The sequence below is a fragment of the Paenirhodobacter sp. genome, from assembly GCF_041916475.1.
Classification (GTDB): Bacteria; Pseudomonadota; Alphaproteobacteria; order Rhodobacterales; family Rhodobacteraceae; genus Rhodobacter.
Genome location: NZ_JAYRZN010000008.1, coordinates 1 through 15656, shown reverse-complemented (window position 1 = coordinate 15656; position 15656 = coordinate 1). Strand labels below are relative to the sequence as shown.

At 67.5% G+C, this 15656-nt stretch carries 17 protein-coding genes; 2 read left to right on the top strand and 15 right to left on the bottom strand.

The features are described 5' to 3' along the window. Positions 1–22 precede the first annotated feature (22 nt). From ACOMG5_RS04845 to ACOMG5_RS04785, 13 genes are all read right to left on the bottom strand, one after another. Positions 23–295, bottom strand: a complete 273-nt coding sequence (locus tag ACOMG5_RS04845) for a hypothetical protein (protein WP_420342661.1) — start codon at positions 293–295, stop codon at positions 23–25. Continuing rightward, positions 292–1590 (bottom strand): NADH-quinone oxidoreductase subunit NuoF, encoded by a 1299-nt coding sequence (gene nuoF / locus ACOMG5_RS04840; protein WP_420342660.1) that lies wholly within the window; start codon positions 1588–1590, stop codon positions 292–294. Before nuoF ends, ACOMG5_RS04845 begins: the two co-directional genes overlap by 4 nt. 23 nt (positions 1591–1613) lie before the next feature. Beyond that, positions 1614–2846 (bottom strand): NADH-quinone oxidoreductase subunit E, encoded by a 1233-nt coding sequence (locus ACOMG5_RS04835; RefSeq protein ID WP_420342659.1) that lies wholly within the window; start codon positions 2844–2846, stop codon positions 1614–1616. Beyond that, complete coding sequence (locus ACOMG5_RS04830; RefSeq protein ID WP_420342658.1) at positions 2846–4084, bottom strand: NADH-quinone oxidoreductase subunit D; 1239 nt, start codon at positions 4082–4084, stop codon at positions 2846–2848. Before ACOMG5_RS04830 ends, ACOMG5_RS04835 begins: the two co-directional genes overlap by 1 nt. Beyond that, positions 4081–4512 carry a GFA family protein gene (locus ACOMG5_RS04825; protein WP_420342657.1) on the bottom strand — a complete coding sequence of 144 codons (432 nt, stop codon included), beginning with the start codon at positions 4510–4512 and terminating at the stop codon, positions 4081–4083. Before ACOMG5_RS04825 ends, ACOMG5_RS04830 begins: the two co-directional genes overlap by 4 nt. Next, the gene (locus ACOMG5_RS04820) at positions 4509–5114 is read right to left on the bottom strand and encodes an NADH-quinone oxidoreductase subunit C (protein WP_420342656.1); all 606 of its coding nucleotides are present in this window, start codon (positions 5112–5114) and stop codon (positions 4509–4511) included. The genes ACOMG5_RS04825 and ACOMG5_RS04820 overlap by 4 nt, the downstream gene beginning before the upstream one ends. A 10-nt stretch (positions 5115–5124) precedes the next feature. After that, on the bottom strand, positions 5125–5658 hold the full coding sequence (locus ACOMG5_RS04815) for a NuoB/complex I 20 kDa subunit family protein (protein ID WP_420342655.1): 534 nt from the start codon (positions 5656–5658) through the stop codon (positions 5125–5127). Next, a complete protein-coding gene (locus ACOMG5_RS04810) occupies positions 5649–6014 on the bottom strand; it encodes an NADH-quinone oxidoreductase subunit A (protein ID WP_420342654.1) in 366 nt (121 codons plus the stop codon). Before ACOMG5_RS04810 ends, ACOMG5_RS04815 begins: the two co-directional genes overlap by 10 nt. Before the next feature lie 320 nt (positions 6015–6334). Beyond that, on the bottom strand, positions 6335–7117 hold the full coding sequence (locus tag ACOMG5_RS04805; RefSeq protein WP_420342653.1) for a crotonase/enoyl-CoA hydratase family protein: 783 nt from the start codon (positions 7115–7117) through the stop codon (positions 6335–6337). Continuing rightward, positions 7110–7964 (bottom strand): hydroxymethylglutaryl-CoA lyase, encoded by an 855-nt coding sequence (locus ACOMG5_RS04800; RefSeq protein WP_420342652.1) that lies wholly within the window; start codon positions 7962–7964, stop codon positions 7110–7112. Before ACOMG5_RS04800 ends, ACOMG5_RS04805 begins: the two co-directional genes overlap by 8 nt. Next, the gene (locus ACOMG5_RS04795; RefSeq protein ID WP_420342651.1) at positions 7957–8601 is read right to left on the bottom strand and encodes a glutathione S-transferase family protein; all 645 of its coding nucleotides are present in this window, start codon (positions 8599–8601) and stop codon (positions 7957–7959) included. Before ACOMG5_RS04795 ends, ACOMG5_RS04800 begins: the two co-directional genes overlap by 8 nt. After that, positions 8598–10514 (bottom strand): biotin carboxylase N-terminal domain-containing protein, encoded by a 1917-nt coding sequence (locus tag ACOMG5_RS04790; protein ID WP_420342650.1) that lies wholly within the window; start codon positions 10512–10514, stop codon positions 8598–8600. Before ACOMG5_RS04790 ends, ACOMG5_RS04795 begins: the two co-directional genes overlap by 4 nt. Positions 10515–10551: 37 nt before the next feature. Then, a complete protein-coding gene (locus ACOMG5_RS04785; RefSeq protein ID WP_420342649.1) occupies positions 10552–12156 on the bottom strand; it encodes a carboxyl transferase domain-containing protein in 1605 nt (534 codons plus the stop codon). Between the two features lie 134 nt (positions 12157–12290). Between ACOMG5_RS04785 and ACOMG5_RS04780 the strand changes: the two genes are divergently transcribed. Continuing rightward, entirely contained in the window at positions 12291–12902 is a 612-nt protein-coding gene (locus tag ACOMG5_RS04780) for an OmpW/AlkL family protein (RefSeq protein WP_420342648.1), read from the top strand. 65 nt (positions 12903–12967) lie between these two features. Here ACOMG5_RS04780 and ACOMG5_RS04775 read toward each other — a convergent pair whose 3' ends face one another. Continuing rightward, a complete protein-coding gene (locus ACOMG5_RS04775; protein WP_420342647.1) occupies positions 12968–14128 on the bottom strand; it encodes an acyl-CoA dehydrogenase family protein in 1161 nt (386 codons plus the stop codon). A gap of 126 nt (positions 14129–14254) precedes the next feature. On the opposite strand from ACOMG5_RS04775, the gene ACOMG5_RS04770 reads away from it, so the two are divergent. Then, positions 14255–14722 (top strand): CreA family protein, encoded by a 468-nt coding sequence (locus ACOMG5_RS04770; protein ID WP_420342646.1) that lies wholly within the window; start codon positions 14255–14257, stop codon positions 14720–14722. Here the strand turns inward: ACOMG5_RS04770 and ACOMG5_RS04765 are convergent. Next, a partial coding sequence (locus ACOMG5_RS04765) for an MFS transporter (protein ID WP_420342645.1) occupies positions 14719–15656 on the bottom strand: 938 nt, incomplete at its 5' end. The two genes, ACOMG5_RS04770 and ACOMG5_RS04765, sit on opposite strands and share 4 nt — an antisense overlap.

The following is a 15656-nucleotide window of genomic DNA, read 5'->3' as shown; positions in this document are numbered from 1 at the left end:
GCACGGAAGTTCGGTTGCGGGGTCATGCACAACCCCGCGGATAGATCCAGGCACCGTCCTGGTAATTGTCTGCGGGCGAGGAATTCACCTTGCCCCCGCAGTAGCGGTCCGCGGCCCGGCGCGCCTCGGCCCCGTCGGAATAGGTGAAGGCGGCCGCTGTGCGGCGCACCGACAGCGCAGTCCCCTCGCGCGTGATCACATAGGCCGCATCGCCCGGCGCCGGCACGACGACCGGAACCACCGCGACACAGCCCGTGAGCGCCAGCGTGCCAATGAGGGGAAGCGCGTTCGTCATTCCGCCGCCATCGCCCCCATGCGGCCGGTCTTGCGGGCCTTGATGCGGTCCTCGATCTCTTCGCGGTAATGCCGGATCAGGCCCTGGATCGGCCAGGCGGCGGCATCGCCGAGCGCACAGATCGTGTGCCCCTCGACCTGCTTCGTCACGTTGAACAGCATGTCGATTTCCTCGGGCTCGGCCTCGCCCGTCACCAGCCGGTCCATCACCCGCATCATCCAGCCGGTGCCTTCGCGGCAGGGCGTGCACTGGCCGCAGCTCTCGTGCTTGAAGAACTTGCTCAGCCGCCAGATCGCTTTGATCACATCGGTGGACTGATCCATCACGATCATGCAGGCGGTGCCGAAGCTGGATTTCAGCTCGCGCATGCCGTCATAATCCATGATCGCATCTTCGCACAGCGCCGCCGGCAGTACCGGGCAGGAGGCGCCGCCCGGGATCACCGCCTTCAGGTTCTTCCAGCCGCCGCGCACGCCGCCGCCGTATTTCTCGATGAGTTCCTTCATCGAGATCGACATCGATTCCTCGATGACGCAGGGCGTGTTGATATGGCCCGACATCGCGAAGAGCTTCACGCCGGTGTTGTTCGGGCGCCCGAAGGAGGCATACCAGGCCGCGCCGCGGCGCAGGATGGTGGGAACCACCGCGATGGATTCCACGTTGTTCACCGTGGTCGGGCAGCCATAGAGCCCCGAACCGGCCGGGAACGGCGGCTTCATCCGCGGCATCCCCTTCTTGCCTTCCAGGCTCTCGATCAGCGCGGTTTCCTCGCCGCAGATATAGGCGCCCGCCCCGTGATGCAGATAGACATCGTAATCGAAGCCCGACTTGCAGGCATTCTTGCCGATCAGCCCGGCCTCGTAGCATTCGTCGATCGCGGCCTGCAGCGCTTCCTTCTCGCGGATGTATTCACCGCGGATGTAGATATAGGCGGCCGCAGCGCCCATCGCGAAACCGGCGATCAGCGCGCCCTCGATCAGCGTATGCGGATCGTGGCGCATGATCTCGCGGTCCTTGCAGGTCGCGGGCTCGGATTCGTCGGCGTTGATCACCAGATAGGCCGGGCGGCCATCCGGGATCGACTTCGGCATGAAGGACCATTTCAGCCCGGTCGGGAAGCCCGCGCCGCCGCGCCCGCGCAGCCCGGAGGCCTTCACCTGTTCGATGATCCAGTCCCGGCCATTGGCCAGGATGCCCGCGGTGCCGTCCCAATGCCCGCGCAGCATCGCGCCCTTGAGCGAGCGGTCGTGCATCCCGTAGAGGTTGGTAAAGATCCGGTCCTGATCCTTCAGCATCTTCTGTCCCTCACTCACCGCGCTCAATAATCATTGGTCTTGGCACGTTCGAGAAAGCGCGCCATGCCCTCCTCGACGATGATCTTCGCCTGCGCGACCCATTTGTCGCGCGAGCAGCGGCCCTTGAACCGCGGCACGTTCTCGTCTGCGAACAGCACTTCCGCAGGGCCCCAGGCGGCGATCTGGTCATAATGGAAGATGCCCCATTCGTTGAGGCGTTCCTCCAGCACCGGGCCCACGCCCTCGATCACCTTGAGGTCGTCCTTCGTGCCGTTGCGCGGCGCGGCCAGCCCCTCGGGCTTGCGCCCCTCGCCCGCCGGCACTTCAGCCAGCTTCTGGCCGGGCGCGGCGGTTGCGGTGCCGCCCGGCGCGGTGCCGGTGGCCTCAGGCTTTCCCTTGTCGGCGACCACAGCCTCCTGCACGGCCACGCCCGTCGCATCGACCGGCTTGCCCGCGGCGGGTTTCGGCTCGGCCCTGGCGGCGGCTGCCTGCTGCACGGCGGATTGCGGGCGCTCGGTGCCCATGATCCCGATCGGTGCGCGCTGCCCCGACATCTGCCACGGTGCCCGCAGCGGCACTTCCTGGCCGTCGATGCGCTTGATCGTGTCGCCGATGGCGACCGCGAGGCCGACGGTGCCGTTATAGGCCTCCTTGTCGCCCTTGCTCTCCAGCAGCGCGACCTGCGTGCCCGCACCCTCGGAGGAGAACCGCCCCGTTTGCGAGCCCGGACGCGGGGTCTTGCCCGCGGCCATCTCGTCGATCAGCTTCGCGAGGCTCGCCTCGCTCAGGTCCTCATAGTAGTCCTTGCCGATCGCCGCCATCGGCGCATTGGCGCAGGCGCCAAGGCACTCGACCTCTTCCCAGGAGAACTTGCCGTCCTTCGACAGCTCATGCGCATGCGGCGCGATCTTGTCCTTGCAGACCTGGATCAGATCCTCGGCGCCGCAGATCATGCACGAGGTCGTCCCGCAGATCTGGATATGCGCGACCGAGCCCACCGGAGCCAGCTGGAACATGAAATAGAAGGTCGCGACTTCGAGCGCCCGGATATAGGGCATGTCCAGCATGTCGGCGACATATTCGATCGCGGGCTTCGAGAGCCAGCCCTCCTGCTCCTGCGCGCGGAACAGCAGCGGGATGATCGCCGAAGCCTGACGGCCGACGGGGTATTTCGTGATCTGCGCCTGCGCCCAGTCCATGTTCGCGGGCGTGAAGGCGAAGGATGCCGGTTGTTCGTGATACAGACGGCGCAGCATTAGCGGTCAACCTCCCCGAACACGATGTCGAGCGTGCCGATGATGGCCGAGACATCGGCGAGCAGATAGCCCTTCGCGACCTCGTCCATGGATTGCAGATGCGGGAACCCCGGCGCGCGGATCTTGGCGCGGTAGGGCTTGTTGGTGCCATCGGCGACGAGGAACACGCCGAATTCGCCCTTGGGCGCCTCGACAGCGGCATAGACCTCGCCCGCGGGCACGTGGAAGCCCTCGGTATAGAGCTTGAAGTGGTGGATCAGGCTTTCCATGTCGCGCTTCATCTCGCCGCGCTTCGGCGGGGTCATCTTGCCGCGCGCGAGCACGTCGCCCTTCACCCGGCCAAGCATCTCGCAGGCCTGCAGGATGATCCGGGTCGACTCGCGCATTTCGGCCACGCGCACCAGATAGCGGTCGTAGCAGTCGCCGTTCTTGCCGACGCAGACCTTGAAATCGAACTCGTCGTAGTTCTCGTAGGGCTGCGAGCGGCGCAGGTCCCAGGCCAGGCCCGAACCGCGCACCATCACGCCGGAATAGCCCCAGCGGGTGATCTCGCCCTCACCGATGATGCAGATATCGGCGTTGCGCTGCTTGAAGATCCGGTTCTCGGTCAGCAGGGTCTCGATATCGTCGAGGATCTGCGGGAAGGCCTTCGCCCATTCCTCGATGTCGTCGATGAGCGCCTGCGGCAGATCCTGGTGCACCCCGCCCGGGCGGAAGTAGTTCGCGTGCAACCGCGCCCCACAGGCCCGCTCGTAGAAGATCATCAGCTTCTCGCGTTCCTCGAAGCCCCAGAGCGGCGGCGTCAGCGCGCCGACGTCCATCGCCTGCGTGGTCACGTTCAGCAGGTGGTTCAGGATCCGGCCGATTTCCGAGAACAGGACGCGGATCGTCTGCGCCCGTTTCGGCACCACCGTGCCGGTCAGCCGTTCGATCGCCAGGCACCAGGCATGCTCCTGGTTCATCGGCGCCACATAGTCCAGCCGGTCGAAATACGGCAGGTTCTGCAGATAGGTGCGGCTTTCCATCAGCTTCTCGGTGCCGCGGTGCAGCAGCCCGATATGCGGATCGACCCGCTCGACGATCTCACCGTCGAGCTCCAGCACCAGCCGCAGCACCCCGTGCGCCGCAGGGTGCTGCGGGCCGAAGTTGATGTTGAAATTGCGGATCTGCTGCTCGCCCGTCAGGATGTCCTGCGAGCCGTCGTCATAGTGGTTCTGCCGGATGTCGCCGTCCATCATGCGTTACCTTCCGTGCTGGGCGCGACCATGGCCATGAATTCGGCCTCGGTCATCGTCTGCGTCTTGTTCGCGATCGCGTAGTTGCCGGGTTTGCAGTCGATGAAGATCTGCTGGGTCAGTTCGAATTGCGCCGGGTCGGCGAAGCACTGGATCGACACATAGGTCGCGTGCCCGTCCTTCGCGCGCCAGGCCAGATGCCCGCCGCAGCGGCCGCAGAACAGCCGCTCGCCCCAGGCGCTGGAGGGATAGACGCTCACCGGAGCGCCGGTCACGAACTCCAACGGAGTTTCGCTCTCGACGCTGATGAACATGCCGCCCGACCATTTCCGGCACATCGCGCAATGGCAGACGCCGGCGTCATGCTTCGGACGCGCGGTGAAGCTGCAATCGCCGCAAAGGCAGGATACGGCCTGGACGGCGGCCATCATTTCGCCTCCGCCTTCTCGTCGCCGGGCAGCGCATAATGCGCGCCTTCCCAGGGCGAGAGGAAGTCGAACTGGCGGTATTCCTGCACGAGCTTCACCGGCTCGTAGACGACGCGCTTGAGCACTTCGTCGTAGCGCACTTCGGTATAGCCCGTGGTCGGGAAGTCCTTGCGCAGCGGATAGCCGCGGAAGCCGTAATCGGTCAGGATCCGGCGCAGGTCCGGGTGGCCGGAGAAGATGATCCCGAACATGTCGAAGATCTCGCGCTCGTACCAGTTCGCCACCGGGAAGACCGAGACGATCGAGGGGACCATCTCCTCCTCGCGCACGGCGGCCTTGATGCGGATGCGCTGGTTGCGCCACATCGACAGGTAGAGCCAGACGATGTCGAAGCGCTGTGCGCGCTCGGGCCAGTCCACCGCGGTCATGTCGATCAGGGTCGAGAACTTGCAGCTCGCGTCGTCGCGCAGCCATTCGGTGAAATCCACCACCGAGGAGGGCGTGATCGTGACGCAGAGCTCGCCGAAGGCGACTTCGGTCGAGATCACGTCGTTCGGGCGCTTGCCGGCGATATGGGCGGCGAGTTCGTGCAGGGCTTCGGTCATGGGTCCCTCCTCAGCGCACCAGCGTGCCGGTGCGGCGGATCTTGCGCTGCAGCTGCAAGATACCATAGAGCAGCGCTTCCGCCGAGGGCGGACAGCCGGGCACATAGATATCCACCGGCACCACGCGGTCACAGCCGCGCACCACCGAATAGCTGTAGTGATAATAGCCGCCGCCATTGGCGCAGGAGCCCATGGAGATGACATAGCGCGGCTCGGGCATCTGGTCGTAGACCTTGCGCAGCGCCGGCGCCATCTTGTTCGTGAGCGTGCCAGCGACGATCATCACGTCGGACTGGCGCGGCGAAGCGCGCGGCGCGGTGCCGAAGCGCTCGAGGTCGTAGCGCGGCATCGACAGCTGCATCATTTCCACGGCGCAGCAGGCCAGACCGAAGGTCATCCAGTGCAGCGAGCCATTGCGCGCCCAGTTGATGAGGTCCTCGGTCGAGGTCAGCAGGAAGCCCTTGTCCTGCAGTTCCTTGTTCAGCGCCTGGGTCGCGAATTCGCGGTCCGCCCCGGCGGTATTGGCAGAGGTCATCACGCCCATTCCAGCGCCCCCTTCTTCCATTCATAGGCAAAGCCGACGGTCAGCACGCCCAGGAACACCATCATCGACCAGAAGCCCACCATGCTGATGTCGCCGAAGGCAACCGCCCAGGGGAACAGGAAGGCCACTTCGAGATCGAAGATGATGAACAGGATCGAGACGAGGTAGAAACGCACGTCGAACTTCATCCGCGCATCGTCGAAAGCGTTGAAACCGCATTCGTAGGCCGACACCTTTTCCGGGTCGGGGTTGCGCACCGCAAGCACCGCCGCCGCAAGCACCAGGACGAGCCCGAGAACGATGGCAAGTGCAATGAAGATGAGGATGGGAAGATATTCACGCAAAAGGTCGTGCATCGATGGCTCCCTCAGGTCGCGACGCCCGTCGCGCAGGTTCCGGCTGAGGTGAGCATTAGCCTTGGCCTTGGGCGCGGTCAACCGAGTGGCGATGATCTGGCTTGGGAAAAGTGCAGAAAGTATACCGCGGGGTACAGAAACAGCTGCTTCTGCGCGCAGCGTGGCCCAGAGATCAAAACCCAATGAAACAAGGCCGTGGCAGAATTTTCCTGCCGCGGCGATTGTTCACAAACCCGAGAAATTCCCTCAGGGAACGGCTTGCACGGCGCTGCCCGGAGGCGGATCCGCGGCGTGGGCTGATTCCTCTCTGCCCACGCGGATCAGCGCTGCCAGGATGGCTTGCGCTTGTCGAAGAAGGCAGCGATGCCCTCGGCGGCCTCAGGGCTTTCCCAGCGGGCCACGAGGGCGCGGATCGTCGCCTCCTGGACCTCGGTGTCGATGCGCGGCCCGAGCATGCGCACCAGCGCCTTGGCATCGGCCACCGCGCCCGGCGCACAGCTGAGATACGGGAGCACTTCGGCCTCCACCGCGGCGTCGAGCTCATCGGGCGCCACCACCCGCGCGAGCAGGTTGAGCTCGCGCGCCTCCTCCGCGCCGAACAGCCGCGCCGACATGAACACCCGCCGCGCCCGGTCCGCGCCCATCCGCGCCACCACATAGGGCGAGATCGTCGCGGGCGTGAGCCCGAGCCGGGTCTCCGTCAGGCCGAAGCGGGCGCCCGCCGCGCCCACCGCCACATCGCAGACCGACATCATGCCGATCCCGCCGCCGAAGGCATTGCCCTGCACCCGGCCGATCACCGGCTTCGGGCAGCTGTCCAGCGCCTGCAGCATCCCCGCGAGCTGGCGCGCGCCCTCGGCGCGTTCAGCCGGCGTGGCGGCGATCTGCGCCTGCATCCAGCGCAGATCGCCGCCCGCGCAGAAGCTCGCCCCTTCGGCGGCCAGAACCACCACCCGCACCGCCCGGTCCGCCCCGAGTGCGCCGATCTCTGCGGTGATCTCGGCGATCATCTGCGCGCTCAGCGCATTGTGCTTCTCCGCGCGCGCGAGCCACAGATGCGCCACGCCGCGCGCATCCACCTCGGTCCGGATCGTCTCAGCCATGCTTCATCTCCCGTGCCAGCGCCGCGGCCTCGGCCAGGACGGCCGCATCGAGCCCCGTCTCGAAGCCGAGATCCGCCAGCCGCGCGGCCACCTGTTCCGTTGCCACATTGCCCTTCGCACCGGGCGCGTAGGGGCAGCCGCCAAGCCCGCCCACCGCCGCATCGAATACCCGCAGCCCGCGCGCGAGGCTCGCCTCGATGTTCTGCAGCGCCCGCCCGGCGGTATCGTGATAATGCCCTGCCAGCCGCGCGGCGGGCAGCTCCTCCAGCACCGCGGCGAGCATCGCATCCACCGTCTCCGGCCGGCCCTGCCCGATCGTATCGCCGAGCGAAACCTCATAGCAGCCCAGATCGCGCAGCGCCGCCGCCACCCGCGCCACCTGGCCGGGCGGCGTCGGCCCGTCATAGGGGCAATCCGTCACCACGGAGACATAGCCGCGCACCGGAATGCCATCGGCCCGCGCCGCCGCCGCAACCGGGGCGAAGCGCTCCAGGCTCTCGGCGATGGTGCAGTTCAGGTTCGCGCGGCTGAAGCCCTCGGAGGCGGAGGCGAAAATCGCCACCTCATCGGCCCGTGCCGCGCGCGCGCCCTCATAGCCCTTCAGGTTCGGCGTCAGCGCCGCATAGCGCACGCCGGGCGCCCGCACGATGCCCGCCAGCACCGCGGCCCCATCGGCCATCTGCGGCACCCATTTCGGGCTGACGAAGGAGGCCACCTCGATCCGCCGGAACCCCGCGCGCGACAGCAGATCGACCAGAGCGATCTTTTCCGCCGTCGGGATCATGCGCTTTTCATTCTGGAGCCCGTCGCGGGGCGCCATCTCGAAAATCTCCACGCGCTCAGGCATCGGGCACCTCGTAGAAATCCTGCGCATAGAGCGAGCCGCCGCCCTTCTGCACCGCGCGACGGTAGGCCGGGCGCGCCGCACAGCGCGCGGCCCAGGCCGCGAGTGCCGGAAAGCCCTCCCGCCGCACGAAGCGGAACGCCGCCTCCATATTGAAGCCAAACATGCACTCGGCCGCCGAGAAGCTGCCCAGCAGCCAGTCGCGCCCGGTCAGATGCGCCTCCATCGCGCGCATGGTCAGCTCCAGCCGCCGGGTATCGAGCCGCATCATCGCCACCGAGCGCGCGGTTTCGGGGCGCAGGAAGATGTGATGGATGTTCAGGTTCTGCAATTGCGCGGCCTGGGTTTCGGCGAAGCTGATCCATTCCAGGAAATCGGCCCGCTCCACAGCGCCCGGGGGCGGCGCCAGACGGCCGCGGGTCTCGGTCAGATATTGCACGATGGCGCCGGATTCGAAGATGGCCCGGCCATCGACCTCCAGCGCCGGGATCCGCCCCGCAGGCGACAGCGCCCGGAACTCCGCGCTGCGCAGCCCGCCATCGGTCAGCGACCAGAGCCGCAGCTCGGCCTCCTCGCCCAGTTCCTCCAGCAGCCACAGCACCCGGAACGAGCGCGAGCCGGGGATATGGTGCAGCCTCATGCCGCCTCCTCCTCCGCCAGGCGGATCAGCGCGGCCCCGGCCTCCACCTGCGCGCCTTCGGCGACCAGTACCTCGGCCACCCGCCCGGCCCGCGCCGCCAGCATCGTGTGCTCCATCTTCATCGCCTCCAGAATCGCCAGCCGGTCGCCTTCGGCCACCTCCTGCCCGGGCGCCACGAAAACAGCCTTCACCAGCCCCGGCATCGGCGCAAGCGTGAGCCCGGAGGCGGGCCCGGTGGCGGCCCGCGCCAGGGGATCGGGCAGCGCAAAGCGCCAGGCGCCGCGCAGGAATACGGTCACATCGCCCGCCCCGATATGAAAGGCCGCGCCGGTCTTGGCGCCGTCCACCCACCAGCCATCGGGGTGCAGAACGCAATCGAAGCTGCGCTCCGCGACCTCCACCGCCACATGCCCCGGCCCCAGCACCCGGATCCGCGCCGGATCGGGGAAGGCCACCGGGCGCGAGAGCGGCGCCCAGAGGGTGAATCCCGAGCCGGTGCCCTCCTGCAGCCCCGCCGCCGCAATCACCGCGAGCGGCAGCGCCGCCGCTGGCGCCTGCACATGGGTGAGCGCATCGAGATCGCGCGCGATCAGGCCGGTATCCACATCGCCCCGCCGGAAGCCCGAATGCCGGGCGAGCGCGCCGAGAAAGCCCAGGTTCGTGACCGTCCCGGCAACCTGCGTCTCCTCCAGCGCGCGGCTGAGCGCATTGAGCGCGATGGCGCGGGTCGGGCCATGGGTGATCACCTTGGCGATCATCGGGTCGTACCAGGGCGAGATCGTGTCGCCCGCCCGCACCCCGGTCTCGATCCGCGCCGCGCCAAAGCGCAGATGATCGAGCGTGCCGGTCGCGGGCAGGAAGCCAGCGGGCACGTCCTCGGCATAAAGCCGCGCCTCGAAGGCATGGCCGGTGATCCGCAGATCCTCCTGCCGCGCGGGCAGCGCTTCGCCCGCCGCCACGCGCAGCTGCCATTCCACCAGATCGACGCCGGTGATCGCCTCGGTCACCGGATGCTCCACCTGCAGGCGGGTGTTCATCTCCATGAACCAGAACCGGTCCGCGCGCAGCCCCTCGGAGGCATCGACGATGAACTCCACCGTGCCCGCGCCGCTGTAGCCGATGGCCTCGGCCGCGCGTACGGCGGCGGCGCCCATCGCGGCGCGCATCTCCTCAGTCATGCCCGGCGCGGGGGCCTCCTCGATCACCTTCTGGTGGCGGCGCTGCAGCGAGCAATCGCGCTCGAAGAGATGCACCGCGCGGGTGCCGTCGCCGAAAACCTGCACCTCGATGTGGCGCGGCTTCTCCACATATTTCTCGATCAGCACCGCCGCATTGCCGAAGGCGGTGCGCGCCTCGCCCTGCGCCGAAGCCAGCGCATCGGCGAAATCCGCCGCGCGGTCCACCCGCCGCATGCCCTTGCCGCCGCCGCCCGCGACGGCCTTGATCAGGACCGGATAGCCCACCTGCCCGGCCTGCGCCGCGAGATGCGCGGGCTCCTGGTTCGCGCCCTGATAGCCCGGCACCACCGGCACGCCCGCCTGCGCCATCAGCGCCTTGGCCGCATCCTTCAGCCCCATCGCACGGATCGCATCGCCCGAAGGCCCGATGAACACCAGCCCCGCCGCCGCGACCGCATCGACGAACTCCGGGTTCTCGGAGAGGAACCCATAGCCCGGATGGATCGCCTGGGCGCCGGCGGCCTGCGCGGCGGCGATGATGGCCGCACCGCGCAGGTAGCTGTCGCGCGGGGCCGGCCCGCCGATCGGCACCGCCTCATCCGCCATCGCCACATGGCGCGCGCCCGCATCCGCCTCCGAATAGACGGCGACCGTGGCCACGCCCAGCCGGCGGCAGGTATCGATGACGCGGCAGGCGATTTCGCCGCGGTTCGCAATCAGGATCTTGTCGAACATGGCAACCTCTTTCTGGGGGACGCGGGCCATGGCCGCCTCACATCCGGAACACGCCGAAGCGCGTGGGCTCGATCGGCGCGCACAGGCTGGCCGAGAGGCTCAGCGCCAGCACGTCGCGGGTGCGGCGCGGGTCGATGATGCCATCGTCCCAGAGCCGCGCGGAGGCATAGAGCGGGTGGCTTTGGCGGTCGAACATCTCGATCGTGGGGCGCTTGAAGGCGGCCTCCTCCTCCGCAGTCCAGCTGCCGCCCTTGCGCTCGATCCCCTCGCGCCGCACGGTGGCCAGAACGCCCGCCGCCTGCTCCCCGCCCATCACCGAGATCCGGCTGTTGGGCCAGGTCCAGAGGAACCGCGGCCCATAGGCGCGCCCGGCCATGCCATAATTGCCCGCACCGAAGGAGCCCCCGACCAGCATGGTGATTTTGGGCACATTGGTGGTGGCCACGGCCGTGACCATCTTCGCCCCGTGCCGGGCGATGCCCTCGTTCTCGTATTTGCGCCCGACCATGAAGCCGGTGATGTTCTGCAGGAACACCAGCGGGATCGCGCGCTGCGAGCACAGCTCGATGAAATGCGCGGCCTTTTGCGCGGCCTCCGAGAACAGCACGCCATTATTGGCGATGATCCCCACCGGGCAGCCCTTCACATGGGCAAATCCGGTGACGATGGTCTCGCCATAGCGCGCCTTGAATTCATCGAAGCGCGAGCCATCCACCACCCGGGCGATGACCTCGCGGATGTCGTAGGGCGTGCGCAGATCGGCGGGCACGACGCCCAGGATCTCGTCCGGGTCGAGCGCGGGCTCCTCGGCGGCCTGCCATTGCACCGTGGCGGGCTTCGCCCGGTTCAGCCCCGCCACCGCGCGCCGCGCCAGCGCGAGCGCATGGGCATCGTCCTCTGCCAGGTAATCGGCCACGCCCGAAAGCCGGGTATGCACATCGCCCCCGCCCAGATCCTCGGCCGAGACCACCTCGCCCGTGGCCGCGCGCACCAGCGGCGGGCCGGCGAGGAAAATCGTGCCCTGCTCCTTCACGATGATCGTCACATCCGACATCGCCGGCACATAGGCCCCGCCCGCCGTACACGAGCCCATCACCACCGCGATCTGCGCGATCCCCTTCGCGCTCATCCGCGCCTGATTGTAGAAAATCCGGCCGAAATGGTCGCGGTCGGGGAAGACCTCGTCCTGGTTGGGCAGGTTCGCGCCGCCGCTGTCCACCAGATAGACGCAGGGCAGCGCGCATTCCTCGGCGATCTCCTGCGCGCGCAGGTGCTTCTTCACCGTCATCGGATAATAGGTGCCGCCCTTCACGGTGGCATCATTGGCCACCACCATCACCTCCTGGCCCTGCACCCGGCCGATGCCTGCGATCACGCCTGCGCCGGGGGCCGCGCCGTCATACATGCCATGCGCCGCCGTTGCGCCGATTTCGAGGAAGGCCGAGCCCGGATCGAGCAGCCCCGCCACCCGCTCGCGCGGCGCCATCTTGCCGCGGCCGGTATGGCGCGCCACGGCCTCGGGGCCGCCGCCCGCAGCCGCGGCTTCGGCGGCGGTGCGCACGGTCTCCAGCATCGCCAGATGCGCGGCGCGATTGGTGCGGAAGGTTTCCGAATTCGGAAGGCAGGTGGATGTCAGGCGCATGTGGCCTCCATGGCGGTCTCGCCGGCCCCTGCGGCGGAATGCCTCGGGGGGGCAGAGACTTGATCTGCATCAAGGTTTTCCGCGCGGCGCGGCAGGAGACCGGACCCCGGAACGACACCTTGAGGGATGATAAGATGATGAAGCTCCTGGCCGCCGCCAGTATCGGGCTGGCCCTTGCCGCCAGCGCCGCCGCCGCCCAGGAAGCCGGTCAGTTCACGATCGGCGTCGGGATCGGCAGTGTCGCCCCGAAGAACAACAACGGCACGCTCGCCGGGGCCTTCCGCAGCTCGGTCGGCTCCAATGTGCAGCCCACCGTCACCTTCGAATATTTCGTCGCGCGCAACATCGGCATCGAGGTGCTGGCGGCAACGCCGTTCAAGCACAACCTGCGCCTGAACGGGGCGAAGGCGGGCGAGGTGACGCAGCTGCCGCCGACGGTCTCGGTGCAGTACCACTTCGACAATGGCGGCGCGCTGGTGCCCTTCGTCGGCGTGGGCGTGAACTACACCGCGGTGCTGAAGGTGAAGGAAAGCGGTCCGCTCGCCGGCACCAACCTCGATCTCGACAACAGCTGGGGCCTGGCCGCGCATGTGGGCGTGGACTACAAGCTCAACGAGACCGACGCGATCCGGGTGGATGCGCGCTACATCGACATCGACCTCGACGCGAAGCTGAACGGCGCCTCCATCGGCACCGCCAAGATCGACCCCTGGGTCTATGGCGTGTCCTGGGTCCACCGCTTCTGAGCGGACAGACCGCTGCTGCAGGGCGCCCCGGCCGGGCGCCCTTTTGCGTTGCGCGCGCCCCATGATCATGCCCTTTCCATGATCTCGCGGCCGATCAGCATGCGCCGGATCTCGGAGGTGCCGGCGCCGATCTCCATCAGCTTCGCATCGCGGAACAGCCGACTCACCACGCTGTCGTTGAGGAAGCCCGCGCCGCCAAGCGCCTGCACCGCCTGATGCGCCTGCACCATCGCCTGCTCGGAGGCATAAAGCACCGTAGCGGCGGCGTCCTGGCGGGTCACCTGCCCGCGGTCACAGGCGCGCGCGACCTCGTAGACATAGGCCCGCGCGGTGTTCATCGCCACATACATGTCGGCGATCTTGCCCTGCATGAGCTGGAAATTCCCGATGGGCTGGCCGAACTGCTGGCGCTCCTTCGCATAGGGCACCACCTCGTCGAGGCAGGCCGCCATGATCCCGGTCCCAATCCCCGAAAGCACCACGCGCTCGTAATCCAGCCCCGACATCAGCACCCGCACGCCGCGCCCCTCGGTACCGAGCACATTCTCGAACGGCACCTCGCAATCCTCGAAGAACAGCTGCGCCGTGTTGGAGCCGCGCATGCCAAGCTTGTCGAAATGGTTCGAGGTGGAGAAGCCCTTGAAGCCGCGCTCGACGATGAAGGCGGTGATGCCCTTCGACCCGGCTTCCGGATCGGTCTTGGCATAGACCACGAGCGTATCGGCATCGGGGCCGTTGGTGATCCAGTACTTGTGGCCATTGAGCACATAATAGCCGTTGCGCTTCTCCGCGCGCAGCTTCATGCCGACCACATCGGAGCCCGCGCCGCTCTCGCTCATCGCCAGTGCGCCGACCTTCGCCCCCGAGACCAGATCCGGCAGGTATTTGCGCTTCTGCTCCTCCGAGCCGTTCAGCTTCAGCTGGTTCACGCAGAGGTTCGAATGCGCCCCATAGGAGAGCGACACGCTGGCCGAGGCCCGCGCAATCTCCTCGGTGGCGATCACATGCGCGAGGTAGCCCATGCCCGCCCCGCCGTATTCTTCCGCTACGGTGATGCCCAGAAGCCCGAGCGCGCCCATCTCGGCCCAGAGCTCGTTCGGGAAGACATTGCTGCGGTCCACCTCTGCGGCGATGGGCTTCACCCGCTCCTGCGCCCAGGCATGCGCCATGTCGCGCAGCGCATTCACATCTTCGCCGAGATCAAAGGTCATGGAACCCGCGAACATATCTCTCCTCCTCCAGGATTATTGAACGCTTGTTCATTTAATGGAGGTTGCTCCGATTCGCGTCAAGGCCCTTGTACGGAACGCCACGTCACCCCACTCTCAGGGCGAAAAAAGAAGGAGATCCACATGCGCATACCCCTGTTCGCCCTGGCGCTGGCCGCCCCGGTGCTGGCCACCCTCATCCATCCCGCCGCCGCGCAGGAGGTCGGGCGCGTGGGCGTGGACTGGACCGGCAACGATATCGTGGTGGAGGCCTTCCAGGACCCGAAGGTGCAGGGCGTGACCTGCCATGTCTCCTATTTCGACCGCTCGGTGATCGACCGGCTGAAGCAGGGCAACTGGTTCGAGGACCCCTCGAACGGCGCCATCGCCTGCCGCCAGACCGGGCCGATCACGCTGGACGATGTGGCGAAGGGGCCGAAGGGCGAGAACGTGTTTTCGCAAAGCCGCTCGCTGATCTTCAAGAGCCTGCGCGTCACCCGGATCTACGATGAGAAGAACCAGGTGCTGATCTATCTGACCCATGCCAACCAGGTGGTGGAGGGCTCGGCCAAGATGTCGATCTCGACCGTGCCGCTGTTCCGGGCGAACTAGGCGCGCCGGGCGCTGGCGCGGGTGTTGGTGAAGAACAGCGCGAGCGCCACCGCCAGCACCCCAGAGGCGATGAAGAAGGCCATATCCGTGCTGCGGAAGGGCGCGGCCTCCGACAGGAACCAGCCGAAGACCTGCGCGAAGAACAGCGTACCCGCCAGCATCGCGAGGTTCATCAGCGCGGAAATCCCGCCCTGCAGCGCGCCCTGCGCATCCTCGGGCACCGCCTTCGACATCAGCGCGCTGAGCATCGGATGCACGAAGCCCTCGGGCGCATGCAGCAAAAGCAGCAGCGCCACCATCACGAGGCCATTCGCGAAGCCATAGCCCGCGCAGACCACGACCGCGAACACCAGCCCGATCAGCGCCACCCGCCATTCGCCCCAGCGTTCGACCGCGGGGCCGGTGAGAAAGCCCTGCGCCGCCGCCATCACCAGCCCGAAGGCCGCGAGGCTCACCCCCACCAGCGTTTCCGACCAGCCGAATTTGGCAATGCCCCAGAACGCCCAGATCGCCGGATAGACGGCCGAGCCGAAGAAGAACACGAAGACCACCGCGGCAAGGCCCAGCACCCCGGGATAGCGGCGGAACACCGCCAGCGCGCCGAGGGGGTTCGCCTCGATCAGGCGGAAGCGGCGGCGCTTTTCGGGCGGCAGGGTCTCGGGCAGGACGACGAGGCCGAAGACGAAATTCGCCCCCGCCAGCGCCGCCGCCACCCAGAACGGTACCCGCGGCCCGAACATGCCAAGCAGCCCGCCGATGGCCGGGCCCAGCACGAAGCCCAGCCCGAAGGCCGCCCCCATCCAGCCGAAGGCGCGGGCGCGCTGCTCGGGCGCGGTCACATCGGCGATGCAGGCATTGGCGATGACATAGGAGGAGCCGCAGACGCCGGCGATGATCCGGCCCACGAACAGCCAGGCGAGCGTGGGCGCCAGCG